Source organism: Aeromonas sp. sif2433 (assembly GCF_019218705.1).
In the GTDB taxonomy this organism is placed as follows: Bacteria; Pseudomonadota; Gammaproteobacteria; order Enterobacterales; family Aeromonadaceae; genus Aeromonas; species Aeromonas encheleia.
Window position 1 is genome coordinate 267,697 of the sequence record NZ_JAHUXD010000004.1, and the last position, 14,875, is coordinate 282,571.

At 64.5% G+C, this 14,875-nt stretch carries 13 protein-coding genes; 10 read left to right on the plus strand and 3 right to left on the minus strand.

Features of this window, described 5'->3' with window-relative positions:
• Positions 1-245 precede the first annotated feature (245 nt).
• From KW825_RS08530 to KW825_RS08550, 5 genes are all read left to right on the plus strand, one after another.
• A complete protein-coding gene (locus tag KW825_RS08530; RefSeq protein ID WP_042654030.1) occupies positions 246-791 on the plus strand; it encodes a hypothetical protein in 546 nt (181 codons plus the stop codon).
• Positions 792-846: 55 nt separating this feature from the next.
• Positions 847-1,911 carry a glycosyltransferase family 2 protein gene (locus KW825_RS08535; RefSeq protein ID WP_042654031.1) on the plus strand — a complete coding sequence of 355 codons (1,065 nt, stop codon included), beginning with the start codon at positions 847-849 and terminating at the stop codon, positions 1,909-1,911.
• Entirely contained in the window at positions 1,908-2,279 is a 372-nt protein-coding gene (locus tag KW825_RS08540) for a GtrA family protein (RefSeq protein WP_042654032.1), read from the plus strand. The genes KW825_RS08535 and KW825_RS08540 overlap by 4 nt, the downstream gene beginning before the upstream one ends.
• Positions 2,279-3,439: a membrane protein gene (locus tag KW825_RS08545; protein WP_042654033.1), complete on the plus strand. Its 1,161-nt coding sequence runs from the start codon at positions 2,279-2,281 to the stop codon at positions 3,437-3,439. Before KW825_RS08540 ends, KW825_RS08545 begins: the two co-directional genes overlap by 1 nt.
• Positions 3,440-3,673: 234 nt before the next feature.
• Positions 3,674-5,797, plus strand: a complete 2,124-nt coding sequence (locus KW825_RS08550) for an alpha-amylase (protein ID WP_218328937.1) — start codon at positions 3,674-3,676, stop codon at positions 5,795-5,797.
• Between the two features lie 68 nt (positions 5,798-5,865).
• Here the strand turns inward: KW825_RS08550 and KW825_RS08555 are convergent, their stop codons facing one another.
• A complete protein-coding gene (locus tag KW825_RS08555) occupies positions 5,866-6,492 on the minus strand; it encodes a glutathione S-transferase (RefSeq protein WP_218328938.1) in 627 nt (208 codons plus the stop codon).
• 157 nt (positions 6,493-6,649) lie between these two features.
• Between KW825_RS08555 and KW825_RS08560 the strand changes: the two genes are divergently transcribed.
• The 4 genes from KW825_RS08560 to KW825_RS08575 all read left to right on the plus strand — a co-directional run bounded on the left by KW825_RS08560 (position 6,650) and on the right by KW825_RS08575 (position 10,218).
• Positions 6,650-7,294 carry a response regulator transcription factor gene (locus KW825_RS08560; protein ID WP_042654036.1) on the plus strand — a complete coding sequence of 215 codons (645 nt, stop codon included), beginning with the start codon at positions 6,650-6,652 and terminating at the stop codon, positions 7,292-7,294.
• Between the two features lie 90 nt (positions 7,295-7,384).
• Entirely contained in the window at positions 7,385-7,966 is a 582-nt protein-coding gene (locus KW825_RS08565) for a TetR/AcrR family transcriptional regulator (protein ID WP_218328939.1), read from the plus strand.
• Between the two features lie 69 nt (positions 7,967-8,035).
• A complete protein-coding gene (locus tag KW825_RS08570; protein WP_218328940.1) occupies positions 8,036-8,893 on the plus strand; it encodes an alpha/beta hydrolase in 858 nt (285 codons plus the stop codon).
• A gap of 179 nt (positions 8,894-9,072) precedes the next feature.
• The gene (locus tag KW825_RS08575; protein WP_218328941.1) at positions 9,073-10,218 is read left to right on the plus strand and encodes a patatin-like phospholipase family protein; all 1,146 of its coding nucleotides are present in this window, start codon (positions 9,073-9,075) and stop codon (positions 10,216-10,218) included.
• A gap of 13 nt (positions 10,219-10,231) precedes the next feature.
• Here the strand turns inward: KW825_RS08575 and KW825_RS08580 are convergent, their stop codons facing one another.
• Entirely contained in the window at positions 10,232-12,184 is a 1,953-nt protein-coding gene (locus KW825_RS08580) for a cation:proton antiporter (RefSeq protein WP_218289869.1), read from the minus strand.
• Between the two features lie 304 nt (positions 12,185-12,488).
• On the opposite strand from KW825_RS08580, the gene KW825_RS08585 reads away from it, so the two are divergent.
• The gene (locus KW825_RS08585) at positions 12,489-13,409 is read left to right on the plus strand and encodes a GGDEF domain-containing protein (RefSeq protein ID WP_218328942.1); all 921 of its coding nucleotides are present in this window, start codon (positions 12,489-12,491) and stop codon (positions 13,407-13,409) included.
• 77 nt (positions 13,410-13,486) lie between these two features.
• Here the strand turns inward: KW825_RS08585 and tilS are convergent, their stop codons facing one another.
• Complete coding sequence (gene tilS, locus KW825_RS08590; protein ID WP_218328943.1) at positions 13,487-14,821, minus strand: tRNA lysidine(34) synthetase TilS; 1,335 nt, start codon at positions 14,819-14,821, stop codon at positions 13,487-13,489.
• Positions 14,822-14,875 lie beyond the last annotated feature (54 nt).

Consider the following 14,875-nt stretch of genomic DNA (forward strand, 5'->3'; position numbering starts at 1 on the left):
GAGCAATATCAGTCATTTGCCTGATGAGGCCCCCCTTTGACGCGGGCATGGCCATGAGCCAGATGCGGGGGCACAGGCCCCGATGGCGAGGATAAAGGGAGGCCGTCGGCGACATTTGGAGCGTGGGGGAAAAGGGGTTAATATCTGAGCGAATATATTTTTGTGATCCACTATGCTTTTTTTGCAATTGGATTAGCATATGCGCGAAATCAGCCTACCCATCCGTCAGGCATCGAGTGAGTGATATGACCTATAAAAAGTTCGGTTTTCTGGCTGCCATCATGGCATTGAGTGGTTTTTACCTCTACACCCTCTACCTGGCCGCTCACCCCAACGTGAGCCTGGCTTACAAGCTCTATTACCTGGAAGGCAAGACCCGCTTCTGGGAGCACAACTCCAGCATGACCTACCAGCCGGGTAACGAACTCAACCTCACCAAGCCGAGCCGCTTCCTCTCCAGCGAAGGCTGGGCCAAGAAGCCGAACGCCGAAGGCACCGAACTCAGCGGCCAGGGTGGCCTCTATTTCGTGCTGCCCAAACACCAGGCACAGCCCGGGCAGGTGACCATCCAGGCCAGGATCAACAGCCCGGAGGCGGGTACCCTGCTCAAGGTCGCGCTGGGTCACGACATCACCACCACAGTCAAGCTGGCCAAGGCGGGCATCAACGAGATCCGGCTCAACCTGCCCGGCGAATCGCTGACCGCCGATCCCAAGCACCCCAACTTCCTGGCCCTGTCCGCACCGACACCACTCAACGTCCAGTCGGTGCGTCTGACCGTCGCCCAGTGAATCTAAAAATATAAAATATTGTTTTATAACACCATTTTCCAATAAGGAAGTTCCCATGTCGCATGCCGATTTTCGACTCTCTCTGGTCGTTCCCGTTTATAACGAGGAAGAGAGCATAGACGCCTTCATCAGCGCGATAGACAACGAGCTGGCCCCGCTCAAGGATCAGCTTGAGATAGTGTTCGTCAACGACGGCAGCCGCGATCGCACCCGTGAGGTGGTCGAGCAGGCCATCGCCCGCGACCCCCGCGTCACCCTGGTCAACCTGGCCCGCAACTTCGGCAAAGAGGCCGCCATGACCGCCGGCCTGCATCAGGCCAAGGGCGATGCCATAGTGCCGATGGATGTGGATCTGCAGGATCCCCCCGCCCTCATCCTGGAATTCGTCAAGCTGTGGCAGACCGGCGACTACGACACCGTCTTCGGCATCCGGGTCGATCGCAGCGCAGACACCCCGATGAAACGCCTCACCGCCGGCGGTTTCTACCGTTTCTTCAACGCCCTCTCCACCAGCACCAAGCTGCCGGAGAACGCAGGTGACTTCCGCCTGATCGATCGCAAGGTGGTCGAGGCGCTCAAGCAACTGCCCGAGCGCAACCGCTTCATGAAGGGGCTCTTCGCCTGGGCCGGTTTCCGCGCCGTCGGCGTCCCCTACGAGCGTCCCGCCCGCCACGCCGGTGAGACCAAGTTCAACTACTGGAAGCTGTGGAACTTCGCCCTCGACGGCCTGCTCAGCTTCTCCAGCTGGCCGCTGCGGGTATGGAGCTACGTCGGGGTCGGCGTCTCCCTGATCGCCTTCCTCTACATCCTCAAGATCATCACCCAGGTGCTGTTCTTTGGCATCGATGTGCCCGGTTACGCCTCACTGATGTCGGTGATGCTGTTCCTCGGTGGCATCCAGCTACTCTCCCTCGGCATCATCGGCGAGTACATTGGCCGCATGTTCGTCGAGGTGAAGCAGCGCCCGGTCTACCTCATCGAAGGTGTGTACGGCCAGTATGCCAAGCAGGATGAAGCACAACCACAGGACGGCGCGGCCACCGGCAGCAAGAAGAGTGCCGGCAAGAAGGCGGCCACAGTGAAGGCCGCTGACGACCAGCAGGAGCAAGCGCCTCAATGATCTCCCGCGAGGAATTCTGGCGTCTGGTTCGTTTCGGTTTCGTCGGCGGGGGGGCTACCCTCGTCGATCTTGGCACCTCGATCGCGCTGTTTCGCACCTGGCCCACCATCTCAGAGCACCTGGTCACCACGCTCGCATTTGCGGTAGCCTTCTGGTTCTCCTTCTTCGGCCATCGCTACATCACCTTCCAGAAACAGGGGGCGGCCGGCAAGTTCCTGCTGGTGGCCCTCTTCTCGCTGGTGGTGCGTAACCTGCTGCTCTCCGGCCTGCTGCTGGCGGGCCTCTCCGGCCTGCTCCCCGTGGTAATCGCCACCCTGGCGGTCACAGTTCTCACCTACCTCCTCTCCAGGATCTGGGTATTTGCCTGATGAATGACATGACAATTCCGACCCCCGACACCGCGGGCCCCTACCGCCCCTCCCTGCGGATCAGCAACCGCGACTGGCTGATGATCATCGCCGCCTTCGTGCTGAGCCGGGCCGCCCTCTACGGCATGGGTTACTTCGGCGTCCAGCTCTACGGCACGGCCCCCATAGGCCCGCTGCAGGCTTACTGCCAGTTTGACTGCGTCTGGTTCCAGCGCATCATAGAGAACGGCTACGACCTCTATCCGCGCTGGCTCAGCAAGGGCAACGCGGCGAACTGGGCCTTCATGCCGCTTTACCCCATGCTCGCCGGCGGCCTCGCCAGCCTGCTCAACATCGAGAGCCTGATCGGCCTGATGCTGGTGGCCAACATCGCCTTCTTCATCAGCCTGCCGCTGATGCTGCTGGTACTGCGCCAGCTCAAGCTCGGTGACGAGACAGCCCGCTTCGGGGTCTGGCTGCTGGCCTTCTCTCCCTTCTCCGCCTACTTCGTCTCCGGCTATACCGAGCCCATGTTCATGGCGCTGATGCTGGGCATGTTCCTGTTCGCCTACCGCGAGCAGTGGCTGATGGTGGCCTTCCTCGGCGTCCTCATCTCCGGCACCCGCAACCTGGGGGTGATGATGGTGTTCCCGGTGTTGATCCTGGCGCTGCAGGCCTATGGCTGGCGCGAGTTCTTCCGCTTCACCGAGCGAGCCTTCAAGGTGGTGTTCACCCTCTGGCTCATTCCGTTCGGCCTGTTCGCCTACATGGTCTATCTCTACCACCTCACCGGGGACGCGCTCGCCTTCAAGCACATCCAGGTGGCCTGGGGCCGCTACATGGACAGCCCCCTCGACTGGTGGCTCAGTGGCTTCGAGCTCGGCGGCCGCAAGGCCTACCTTTCCATCATGGTGATCTTCGGCTGGTGCCTGAACGGCTATCTGTTCAGCCAGAAGCGCTGGGCCGAGGCGACCCTGATGTTCATCTGCTGCACCATACCGCTGATGACCGGGCTCAATGCCATGCCGCGCTACATGTTCGGCCTCTACCCGACCCTGCTGGCCATCGTACTGCTGACCCATCGCTGGCCGGCCATCCGCCCGGCGGTGCTCTGCGTCAGCGGCATGGTCGCCTCCTTCATCGCGGTGGCCTTCGTCAACTTCAAGTTCTTTACCGTCTGACGCGGGCTCGCCTGCAGGCGAGCAGCCCCACCTGAACATGCCGGTCGACTGACCGGCATTTTTTTGGCCCCCGTCCGGGGGCCTGCACGGCAGCCATCACACTTTGCTCTGCTTGAAAACGTAACCATTTGAACTGACCTCACAAATCGGGATTTTACCGATCCAGACCCGCCACCTTGCCCCCTAGAATGAGCTCCTCAACGGAATCCGCTCACCCAGCTCAAGGAATGGCTTATGCGTCCCTCTCTTCGCCTCGATCGCAGCCTCTCGCCCCTGTGGCTCGCCGTGCTGGCCACGCCACTGTTCGCCAGCCAGGCGCTGGCCGCACCGGCGCTGCACCTCTATGTGGATGGCGAGCCGGTGGCCGAGACGCTGGCACTGGACGAGGGCACCGTCAGCCTGACTCACACCTTAAGCAAGGGCAGCCACCAGATCCGCATCAGCGACGCAAACAACAGCTGCGGCACCAGCTTCGGCCCGAGCGAGAACCAGCCACTCCCCTTCGGCACCGCCCAACCCATGGACAAGTGCGCCAAGGATCAAAGCTTTAGCCTGCGGGTGATGCTGGCGGGGGACTACGAGTTCACCTTCAACCCGGCGACCCCCAGCCTCAAGGTGCTGCGGGCGACCAAGAAGAGCGAGTTCAAGCGCCAGCCCCCCGAGGAGCCCTGCATCGCCTGGGATGGCGGCCCGGTCACTGTGTCGCTCAAGGGCGTCTGGCCGGATGGCACCCGGCTACGGGATGCCTACTCAAAACAGGAGGCTGTGGTCAAGGGCGGCAAGCTGACGCTAACGCCATCGAAAGAGAGCGGCGGCTTGCTGCTGCTCGAGCCCATAGCGGCGCCCAAGCCCGAGCCCTTCAGCTGGGATCAGGCCAGCGTCTACTTCCTGCTGACCGACCGCTTCCACAACGGCGATCCCGCCAACGATCACAGCTTCGGTCGCCAGAAAGACGGTCAGGACGAGGTCGCCACCTGGCACGGCGGCGACTTCAAGGGCTTGACCGAGAAGCTCGATTACATCAAGTCCCTCGGCATGAACGCCATCTGGATCACCCCCATGGTGGAGCAGGTGCACGGCTTCATCGGCGGCGGCGAACAGGGCAACTTTCCCTTCTACGCCTACCACGGCTACTGGGCGCTGGATTTCACCAAGATAGACCCCAACTACGGCGACGAGGAGAGCCTGAAGACCCTGGTGGACGAGGCCCACAAGCGCGGCATGCGCATCATCCTCGATGTGGTGATGAACCACGCCGGCTACGCCACCCTGGCGGATCTGCAGGATCTGGGGCTCGACAGCCTGACCCAGAACACGGGGAAATTGCCGGCCCGCTGGAACGAGTGGCGCCCGAGCGGTGGCCTCGACTGGCATGGCTACAACCAGTTTATCGATTACCAGTCCCCGAACTGGAACCAGTGGTGGGGGCCTGACTGGGTGCGCGCCGGCCTGCCAGGTTACCCGCAACCCGGCACCGACGATGTGACCGGCTCGGTGGCTGGGCTGCCGGACTTCCTGACCGAATCGACCAAGCCGGTGGGTCTGCCCCCCCTGCTCGCGGCGAAGAAGGACAGCCTGGCCAGGGCGCTGCCCGATGCCACGGTCAGCGATTACCTGATCGCCTGGCACACCGACTGGGTGCGGCGTTTTGGCATCGACGGCTTCAGGGCCGACACCGTCAAGCACCTGGAGCCGGCAGTGTGGGCCAGGCTCAAGCAGGCGGGCACGGCGGCGCTCAAGGAGTGGAAGGCCGCCAACCCGGCCAAGGCCCTCGACAACCTGCCGTTCTACATGGTGGGCGAGGTGTGGGATCACGGGGTGGCCAAGGACTTCTGGTACCGACACGGTTTCGACTCCCTGATCAACTTCGACTACCAGCGCGAGTTCGCCCTGCCCCAGGCCCAGTGCATGGCGGCGGCCGAGCCGACCTATGCCGGCTACGCCAGCCGCATCAATCAGGATCCGGAGTTCAACGTGCTGAGTTACATCAGCTCCCACGATACCAAGCTGTTCTTCGGCGACTATCGGGACGTGCCGCTGCAGCGCCGGGTGGCCAACAGCTTTATGCTGCTGCCGGGCGGCATCCAGCTCTACTACGGCGACGAGTCCGGCCGCGATCTCGCCAAGGATGGTGGCGTCTTTGACCAGAGCGTGCGCTCTGACATGAACTGGCAGGAGCTGGGGAGCGGCGACAAGGCCGAGCTGGTCAAGCACTGGCAGCACCTCGGCCAGTTCCGCGCCGCCCATCCGGCGGTGGCGGCGGGCAGCCACCAGAAGCTGTCCGATGCACCCTACAGCTTCGTGCGAGAAAAAGGCGCCGACAAGGTGGTGGTGGTGTTTGCCGGCCGGCAACAATGACCGGGCCAGCGTAAAAGCCAGCCGCAAAAAGGGGAGCCAGTGGCTCCCCTTTTCTCTGACTGAGGCTGCTAACCTGGCTGGCGGGCCAGCACAGGCCACTGCAGCCGCGCCTTGACCAGCTGCGCCTGCCACAGGGGCCAGGCCAGCAGGGCCTGCTGATAGGCGCCGGCCTGGCCGGGCAACTGGATGCCATAGCTCGCCAGCCGGTAGGCCATCACCGCGTAGAAGGCGTCGATGATCCCCGCCTCCTCGAAATAGAAGGTGCCCCTCGCCTGGGCCCAGAGCGTCTGCAGCCTGGCCAGCTCGCCTATGGTCTCCACCGGCGGCTCGCACTGGGTCGGCGCCCCCAGGAAGAAGGGCAGGCGGCTGCGGATCTGGCCAAAGCCCGAGTGCAGCTCGGCGCACAGGCTGCGGGCCAGGGCGCGCTCGGCCCTATCCTGCGGGTAGAGCTGCCGTTCCGGGCACAGCTCATGCAGGTATTCGGCGATGGCCAGCGAATCGTGTATCCGCAGTTCGCCATCATCCAGCCAGGGCACCAACCCGGTCGGCGAGACCCGCTTCAACCGCTGCAGCGCCTTGGCATCCTCCAGATCGAACACCTGCTCCTGCCACTCCAGCCCGCTCATGGTGAGCACCAGTGCCGCCCGCATCGCCCAGGTGGAGCCCGTGCCCACCGTCAGTACCAAGGATCCCATTTATTGCCTCCTGCTTGGGTTGTTGATGGCCATGGATCGGCCCCGTTGGCACGACATCCCATGGTCGCCTCACATTTGCACCGCTGCGGGTTTGACCCCCCACAGGAGCAGTGCTAGTTTGATTTTTCAAAACAATCAGTTAGCAATAATGTGAGCAATGGACAGCCAATTTACCATCGTCATCGCAGATGACCACCCCCTGTTTCGGGGCGCCCTCTATCAGGCGGTGCACATGGCCATCGACGAGGCCCGACTGCTGGAGGCCGACTCCATCGACAGCCTGACTCAGCTGCTGGGAGAACACCCCGAGGTGGATCTGCTGCTGCTCGATCTCAAGATGCCGGGAGCCAACGGATTCGAAGGGCTCGCCTACCTGCGTGGCCAATACCCGGATCTGCCGATCGTCGTGGTGTCCGCCTCGGAAGATCCCGCCATCATCCAGCAGGTACTGCGCCTCGGCGCCCTCGGCTTCATCCCCAAGTCCGTCCCCATGAAGGAGCTGGTCAGCGCCCTCAATACGGTGATCGGAGGCGATAACTGGGTGCCGGAGGGGATCTCCCTGCGGCCCGAGTCCGAGGATGGCCCCGACTTCGCCAGCAAGCTGGCCAGCCTCACCCCCCAGCAGTACAAGGTGCTGATCATGCTGCGCGACGGCAGCCTCAACAAGCAGATCGCCTGGGAGCTCAAGGTCTCCGAGGCCACCATCAAGGCCCACATCACCGCCATCTTCCGCAAGCTCGGTGTCAAGAACCGCACCCAGGCGGTCATCGCCCTGCAGCAGATGGGCATCAAGGACGACTGAGCCCGGGCGGTCTAGCGCCTTCCGCCGGTTTGTGACTCGACAAATAGTACGATCGTACTTTATGCTGCTGGCAACAGTGAGGATCCGCCGATGAGCAAGGGCCGTTTGACCCGCGAGAACATTTTGCAGACCGCCTTCGAGCAGGCCAGCCAGCAAGGGCTGGAGAGCCTGACCATAGGCTCCCTCGCCAGCCTGTGCGAGATGTCCAAGAGCGGCCTGTTCGCCCATTTTCAGTCCCGCGACAACCTGCAGATCGCCGTGCTGGGCTATTCCGCCGAGGTGTTTAGGGAGCGGGTGATCCAGCCGGTGCGCCGGCAGCAGCATCAGACCCAGCAGCAGAAGCTGACCGCCCTGCTCCACGCCTGGCTCGCCTGGAACCAGAGTTTTGCCGGCCGCTGCATGTTCCTGGACGCCTGGACCTCGGCCCAGGAGGGGGAGGTGCAGCAGGCGGCCCGCCAGCTGGTGCGCTTCTGGCTCGACTACCTGGCTCGCCAGGTGGTGCAGGGCCAGGCCCAGGGCGAGTGGCGCAGGGATCTGGATCCCTGGCGCGCCGTCTACCGGCTCTATGGCCTCTATCTCGGGGATCAGGTGTTCAATGCGCTGGATTTGTGTCAGGATCCGGCCCGCCACTTCTGGCCCGAGGTGGAGAGTCTGCTGCTGAGCTGGCGCTGATTTTCAGTTTTCCTTTTAAAAACCGATAAAAAAGCACGACCGTTCGCACATAAAAACGACAGGATGACCATGAGCAGCAAGATCTATTTCAACACCCGCCGTTTCAGCCCGAGCAAGCTGTTGCTGGGGCTCGGCACCCGATTGCACCACGTGCTGGCCCCCGCCCACGCCAGGCGTACCGCCAGCAAGCTGTTGCTGACCCCGCAACGACCCAGCCGTGAAACCGACGCGCCGGCCGGGCTGGTGCAACAGGCGGTGCATACCCGCGAAGGGGCGCTGATGAGCTATCGGCTCGGCCAGGGACCGGTCTGGCTGCTGATGCACGGCTGGTCCGGCAGCGCCAGCCAGTTCTACCCGCTGATGGCCCATATAGCCGCCCAGGGCTTCACGGCGCTGGCCTACGATCACCCGGCCCACGGCCGGAGTGACGGCCACACCGGCCACCTGCCCAGGTTCGTGCGCGCCTTCGACGAGCTGCTCGAGCGGTTCGGCCCCATCGAGGGGGTCATCACCCACAGCATGGGCGGCGCCGTCACCCTCGCCAGCCAGCATCCCGCCCTCGACAGGCTGCCGCTGTTGCTGATCTCCCCCGTGCTCGACTACGTGCCCCAGCTCTATGGCATGGTGGCGCGCTCCGGCTACTCCATCCGGCTGTTCGATGCGGTGGTGAAAGAGATAGAGCACGAATACCAGCATCCCCTCAGCACCGTCGATCCCCTCGGCCGGCTCGCCAGTCGCGCCGGCCATGCCCTCATCGTCCACGACGAGGAGGACAGGTTCGCCCCCCATAAGGACTCGCTACGCGCGGCGCAGGATGGCCGCACCCGGCTGGTGAGCACCCGTGGCCTCGGCCATGGCCGCATCCTCGCCAGCCCCCCGGTATTCGCCGCCTTCGATCGGCTGACCCAGCCCCAGGGCGCCGCCTGATACTGCCGCTAACTGGCCGCCTCAAAAAATGATGAGGCGGCCATTTTTATATTTGATACAGCGGCTTATAGTTGAATTGCTCGGTGGTAAAACGCGCAGATGGCAACAACAAGGCGCAACATCATGCTCAGACCCGCCCATGGTGGCTGCTTGCCGGCAACAACATAAGGGGTAGCGTCATGGCCAGACCCAATACAGCGCTTCTGTTGACCGGTGGCGGTGCCCGCGCCGCCTATCAGGTCGGTGTCCTCAAGGCCGTGGCCGAGCTCTACCCCCGCAACCTCGGCATCCCGTTTCCCATCCTGTGCGGCACCTCGGCCGGGGCGCTGAACGTCACGGCGCTGGCCTGCTACGCCTCCTGCTTCCATCTGGGGGTGCGCAAGCTGGAGTGGATCTGGCGCCGCTTCGAGACCCACCACATCTTCGACTTCCACCCCTGCCAGCTGCTGTGGCGCACCCTGTATCAGGGCTCGGCCGGCCTCATCAGCCCGAGCAGCAACCGCGCCTTTCACCTGTTCGACAATGCGCCGCTGCGCCGCCTGCTGGAGCAGGTCATCGACTATCACCGCATCGATGACAACATCCTCTACGGCAGCCTGGAGGCCATCGCCATCACCGCCTCGGACTATGATGGCGGCCTCTCCACCACCTTCTTCCAGGGGCGGGCCGAGCATCAGCCCTGGGAGCGGGCCAGACGGCGCGGCCTGCGCACCCTGCTCACCTCGGATCACCTGCTGGCCTCCTCGGCGCTGCCCTTCGTCTTCCCGGCTACCCGCATCGGCGACAGCTTCTACGGGGACGGCTCCATCCACCAGCTGAGCCCATTGAGCCCCGCCATCCACCTGGGGGCGGAGCGGATCCTGCTGGTGACCCTGGACTCGCCACACCCGGCGGCGATGGCGCCGCATCAGCGCCATCTGACCAGCTCCAACATCGCCGGCCATCTGCTCAACACCGTCTTCTCCGACACCCTCAACTCGGATCTGGAGCGGCTGGGGCGCATCAACCAGACCCTGGCACTCATTCCGGAGCGGGAGCGCAATCGGCTGAAGCTGCGCCAGGTGGAGACCTGTGTGATAAGACCTAGCCAGGATCTGGATCTCATCGCCCTCGACTACCTGCCCAGGCTGCCGACCCATGTGCGCCGCCTACTGCGGGTGATGGGGGTCACCGGCAGCGAGAGCAGCAGCCTGGCCAGCTTCCTGATGTTCGATCCGGGTTACTGCCAGCAGCTGATAAAGCTCGGCTATCAGGATGCGCTGGGGGAACGCCAGCGCATCGAGGCCTTCCTGGGCATAGAGGAGCGGATCCGCGAGGAGGCGTGAGGAGGCGGCTCGCCTAGTGCCCCTCCAGCAGGCGCTGCTCGGCCCGCTCCATCGCCACCGCATTGCCAAACAGCACCAGTCGATCGCCGGCGGCCAGCCGCAGCTCGGGCCTCGGCTCCAAGCTCTGCTCGCCGCGGTGGATCGCCTTGATCCGCACCTCGCCGAGGGCCAGCTCCCGCACCCGACGCCCCACCGCCCAGGCCTGATCGTGCAGCAGCACGGGATGCAGCCGCTCGAGCAGCTGATCCGTCTCCAGGTTGTTGGCGCTCTGATCCCCCCAGTAGAAGCCGTGCAGGAAGCGGTACTGGCTGCTGCGCTCGTGCTCCATGCGCCGGATCACCCGGCCGATGGGGATGTCGCAGTTGACCAGCAGGTGGGACACCAGCATCAGGGCCCCCTCCTGGGATTCGGGGATCACCTCGAAGGCCCCGGCCTGCTTGTAGTGTTCGAGAAAGCTGTCGTCCCGGGTGCGCACCAGCACCTTGACCCCGCTCGCCAGCTCCCGGATGAGGGTCAGCATGGCATCGATCCGCTTGCGATCATCGAAGGTGATGATCACCAACTTTGCCCGCATGAGGCCGGCGGCCAGCAGGATATCCCGGCGGCTGGCGTCACCGAACGCCACCTGCTCCCCCGCCAGCTTGGCCTCGTTCACCCGCTCCGGATCCAGATCCAGCGCGAGGAAGGGCAGCTCCTCGAGCTTGAGAAAACGGGCACAGGTCTGCCCGGTGCGGCCGAAGCCGGCGATGATGACGTGCTGATGCTTGCTCAATCCCGACTGGGCCACCTCGGAGCGGGAGAGCAGCGCAGCATCGGTAAGGGAGTGGGCCAGCCCCTGCGCCTTCTGCACCAGCCAGGGGGTCAGGGCGATGGAGGTGACCCCGATGCCGATGAGCAGGGAGACCTGCTGCTGGCTGAGCAGACCATGGTGGCTCGCCAGCGCCAGCAGCACGAAGCCGAACTCCCCCACCTGGCTCAGCATGATGCCGGCCGCCATGGCATCGCGCTTGCGCTCCCCCATCAACCGGCCCGCCAGCAGCACCAGCAACGACTTGAACAGGATCAGCCCCAGCACGCTGGCGAGCACCAGCCACCAGACCCGCGCCACCAGCTGCCACTCCATGGCCATGCCGATGGTGATGAAGAAGAGCCCCATCAGCACGTCCCGAAACGGCTTGATGTCGACCTCGAGCTGATGGCGATAGTGGGACTCCCCCAGCATCATGCCGGCCAGGAAGGCACCGAGCGCCATGGAGAGCCCCATCCACTGGGTCAGCGACGCCGCCAGCAAGGCCACCAGCAGGGCGCTGAGCACGAACAGCTCGTCGGAGCGCGCCCGTGCCACCTCGTGAAACAGGGTGGGCAGCAGCCATTTTCCCACGGCGAGCAGGGCGATCAGGGCGAACAGCCCCTTGAGGGAGGCCCAGGCGATCTCCGCCAACAGGGCGCTGCCCTGCACCTCGGGCCTGGCGAGTATGGGGATCATCACCAGCAGCGGCACCACCGCCAGATCCTGGAACAGCAAGATGCTCACCCCGAGCTGGGCCCGTCGGGTGTGCAGTTGCTTCAGCTCCCCCAGTTGCTTGATCACCACGGCGGTGGAGGAGAGCGCCAGGGTGCCCGAGACCACCAGCGCCTGGGGCAGGGTCAGCCCCCACCACCACCCTAGCCAGAAGAACAGCGAGGTGGTGAACAGCACCTGCAGGCCGCCGACCCCCAGCACCAGCTTGCGCATGGAGAGCAGGCGCGGCAGTGAGAACTCGAGCCCGAGGGAGAACATCAGGAAGACGATGCCGAGCTCCCCTATGGTCTGCATGATCGCCTGCCCGGTGACGATGGCGGCGCCATGGGGGCCGAGCAGCATGCCGACGAACAGGTAAGCGAGGATCACCGGCTGGCCGAGGCGCCGGAAGATCGCCACCAGCAGGACGGCGGCGAGCAGCAGGATCAATACGTCTGCATACAATGGCTTCTCCCATTTATCTCCCGGCGCGGCGGCCGCGAGGCCAACCCCTTCACCAGCGTTGAGGAACGCCTCGGGCTCCCGGCGTCCGCTTCACCCGCGCTTGCCTCTGGCGGTTCTGCACTGGGCCAAAGCCCGTGCACGACGGGGCCGACGAGGCGTTAGCCGCGCCGCTGGCACCCCGCCAGCCACCTCTTTTTTCCTTCCTTTTTGTTTCGTTAAGCCTAGCCAGCGCCCTTGTTCACTATCGAACATATTTAGGGCACAAGTATTGCAGGGAAGGGGCAGGCAAGGACAAGCAAGCTGGATGGTTAGGGGCTGTCGCGTGGAAAACACATCATCATTGAATGGCTTCGGGCATGGCATCGAACAGTGGGTGCAGCAGATGGAGCGGCTCAGGCCGCTGGCCGGCCAGGAGCGCCAGCAGTTGCTCGAGCGGCTGCTGGCACAACGGGATCTTGACGCCCTGCTGGCAATCTTTGCCGAGCGGGTGGCAAAGGTTGTCCGTATCCATAGCCTCCATCTCGACTGCGGCCAGCCCCATAGCCTCATCTGCCGCCCGCCCCAGACCCATCAGGTGCTACATAGCTATCGATTCGAGTTGCGTGGCCAGCATGATCAGCGCCTCGGTCTGCTGCAATACGAGCTGGAGCAGCCCCTAAGCGACGATCAGCAGCGGCTGCTGCGCCAATATCATCAGCTGCTTTGCCTGCCACTGCCGCTCTATCTGCGGCTGGATGGGCTGGAGCGGCAGGTACGGCTCGATCACCTGACCGGGCTCGGCAACCGCTCCTATTTCGATGAGGCCATAGGTCGTGCGGTGGAGCAGCACTGCCGAGAATCCCACGGCTTGGTGCTGGTGTTGCTGGATCTGGACAGGTTCAAGCAGGTCAACGACACCTGGGGTCACCCGGTGGGGGATCTGGTGCTGAGCCGCTTCGCGCAACTGCTCAACGGCTGCATCCGCGGCACGGATCAGGCCTTTCGTCTCGGTGGCGACGAATTCGCGCTCTTGCTGCAACCCGCCGAACCCGAGGCCTGGCGCCCGGTCTGGCTACGCCTGCAACATGTGATGCATAGCCACGAGGAGCTCAGCGCCTTCGCGGTCAGCTGCAGCCTGGGCGCCGCCAGCTGGCAGGTCGGGGTGGATGTACAGAGCCTGTATGAGGCGGCGGATGCCCACCTCTACGCCCGCAAGAGAGCCGGAGTCAGCGGTGCGTCAGAGTGATGGTCCAGGCCGATGCCCTCATCCATACGCACGCAAGCGGGCCGCAGTGACCGGTCCATCGGAATGATGGGCCGGGTTCAAATCTCGACTGACTCAGGTTTCTGCCAATGCCAGCCGATGCCGCCCGCCGGCACCTGAAAACCGTCACAGACGAAGAGGCCGGCAACCGCCGCCACCTGCTCGCCGTAATAGAGGATGGGGATGCGGCCCCGCTGCCAGGAAGGCACCCCATATTCTTGCAGCAGCTTCTTCAGCCGCCGGCTGCCCACCCGCCCCACCGGTTTGAGCATGCTGCCCGCCGCCACCTGAAAACGCACCGACAGCGGCTCGTCCGCCCGGGGCAAGCGCAGCCCCTCCCCCTCGGGTTGCAGGCACAGGCTGAGCCAGCCCAGCCCGTCCGGCAGCTCAACCGACTCTCCCACCCGGATGGGCAACTCCTCGTGCCGGGGCAGCAGATTGGGCCGCACCAGATACAGCCGTCCCTGAAAGCGGCGGCACTGCAGATCCTTCAAGCCCAACTGCGGATTGGCATCCTCCCGCGCCAGCGCCACCTCCTGCCAGAGCAGGCCAAGCAGCTCCCGCGAGGGCATCTCCCCGCCCTGGCGGCGGATCCAGTGGCGCAGCAGGTTGTTGCGCCTGGCCGGCGACAGGGCCTGCAGCGGAGCTATGTGCAAGGCATCCCCCTCCCCGGCTCTATGCCAATCCTCTTCCGCCAGCTCGGTGATCAAGGCCTCCTGCTCGGCGCAGATCGCCATGCTGCGCGCCGCCGTCTGGGCCATGGCGGGCCAGCGCGCCTTGAGCTGCGGGATCAGCGTCTGGCGCAGGAAGTTGCGATCATAGCTCTCGTCCAGGTTGCTCTCGTCCTCCACCCAGCCATGGGGCAGGCTCGCCGCCGCCTCCGCCAGCTCGGCCCGGCTGACCTCGAGCAGCGGCCGCAACAGGAGCCCCCCGGCGAAGGGCTGGCTCGGCACTGTGCCCGCCAGCCCCCGCAAGCCGGCACCGCGCTTGAGCGCCAGCAGCAGGGTCTCCAGCTGATCGTCCTGGTGATGGGCGCTGAGCAGCCACTCCCCCTGCCCGAGGTGGGCGGCCAGGCACAGATAGCGCGCCTCACGGGCCTGGGCCTCCAGGCTCTCACCGTTGCCGCGCGCCAGTTGCACCCGCTCGACCAGGAGCGGCACTGCCAGCTGCCGGCACAGGCCTTCGCAGTGCGCCACCCAGGCGTCGGCATGGGGGCTCAGGCCGTGATGCACGTGCAGGGCGCGCAACCCGAGCCGGTGTTCGCGGGCAAATTGCGCCGCCAGCACCAGCAAGACGGTGGAATCGAGCCCGCCACTGAAGGCAACCAGCAGGCCTTTGGAACCTTCCGGCGCTGGCAGGGTCTGACAAAAACGAGAATAAATACGAGAAATCATAGGCTTCCCCAAAACGGCTGGTGGGATCTTAGCAGAGTCAGGCTTATCAAGCTG

What these genes read in the sequence shown, in the direction of transcription:
- KW825_RS08530 (WP_042654030.1), top strand. Translation starts at nt 246, where the DNA reads ATGACCTATAAAAAGTTCGGTTTTCTGGCTGCCATCATGGCATTGAGT.
- KW825_RS08535 (WP_042654031.1), top strand. Translation starts at nt 847, where the DNA reads ATGTCGCATGCCGATTTTCGACTCTCTCTGGTCGTTCCCGTTTATAAC.
- KW825_RS08540 (WP_042654032.1), top strand. Translation starts at nt 1,908, where the DNA reads ATGATCTCCCGCGAGGAATTCTGGCGTCTGGTTCGTTTCGGTTTCGTC.
- KW825_RS08545 (WP_042654033.1), top strand. Translation starts at nt 2,279, where the DNA reads ATGAATGACATGACAATTCCGACCCCCGACACCGCGGGCCCCTACCGC.
- KW825_RS08550 (WP_218328937.1), top strand. Translation starts at nt 3,674, where the DNA reads ATGCGTCCCTCTCTTCGCCTCGATCGCAGCCTCTCGCCCCTGTGGCTC.
- KW825_RS08555 (WP_218328938.1), bottom strand. Translation starts at nt 6,492, where the DNA reads ATGGGATCCTTGGTACTGACGGTGGGCACGGGCTCCACCTGGGCGATG.
- KW825_RS08560 (WP_042654036.1), top strand. Translation starts at nt 6,650, where the DNA reads ATGGACAGCCAATTTACCATCGTCATCGCAGATGACCACCCCCTGTTT.
- KW825_RS08565 (WP_218328939.1), top strand. Translation starts at nt 7,385, where the DNA reads ATGAGCAAGGGCCGTTTGACCCGCGAGAACATTTTGCAGACCGCCTTC.
- KW825_RS08570 (WP_218328940.1), top strand. Translation starts at nt 8,036, where the DNA reads ATGAGCAGCAAGATCTATTTCAACACCCGCCGTTTCAGCCCGAGCAAG.
- KW825_RS08575 (WP_218328941.1), top strand. Translation starts at nt 9,073, where the DNA reads ATGGCCAGACCCAATACAGCGCTTCTGTTGACCGGTGGCGGTGCCCGC.
- KW825_RS08585 (WP_218328942.1), top strand. Translation starts at nt 12,489, where the DNA reads ATGGTTAGGGGCTGTCGCGTGGAAAACACATCATCATTGAATGGCTTC.
- tilS (WP_218328943.1), bottom strand. Translation starts at nt 14,821, where the DNA reads ATGATTTCTCGTATTTATTCTCGTTTTTGTCAGACCCTGCCAGCGCCG.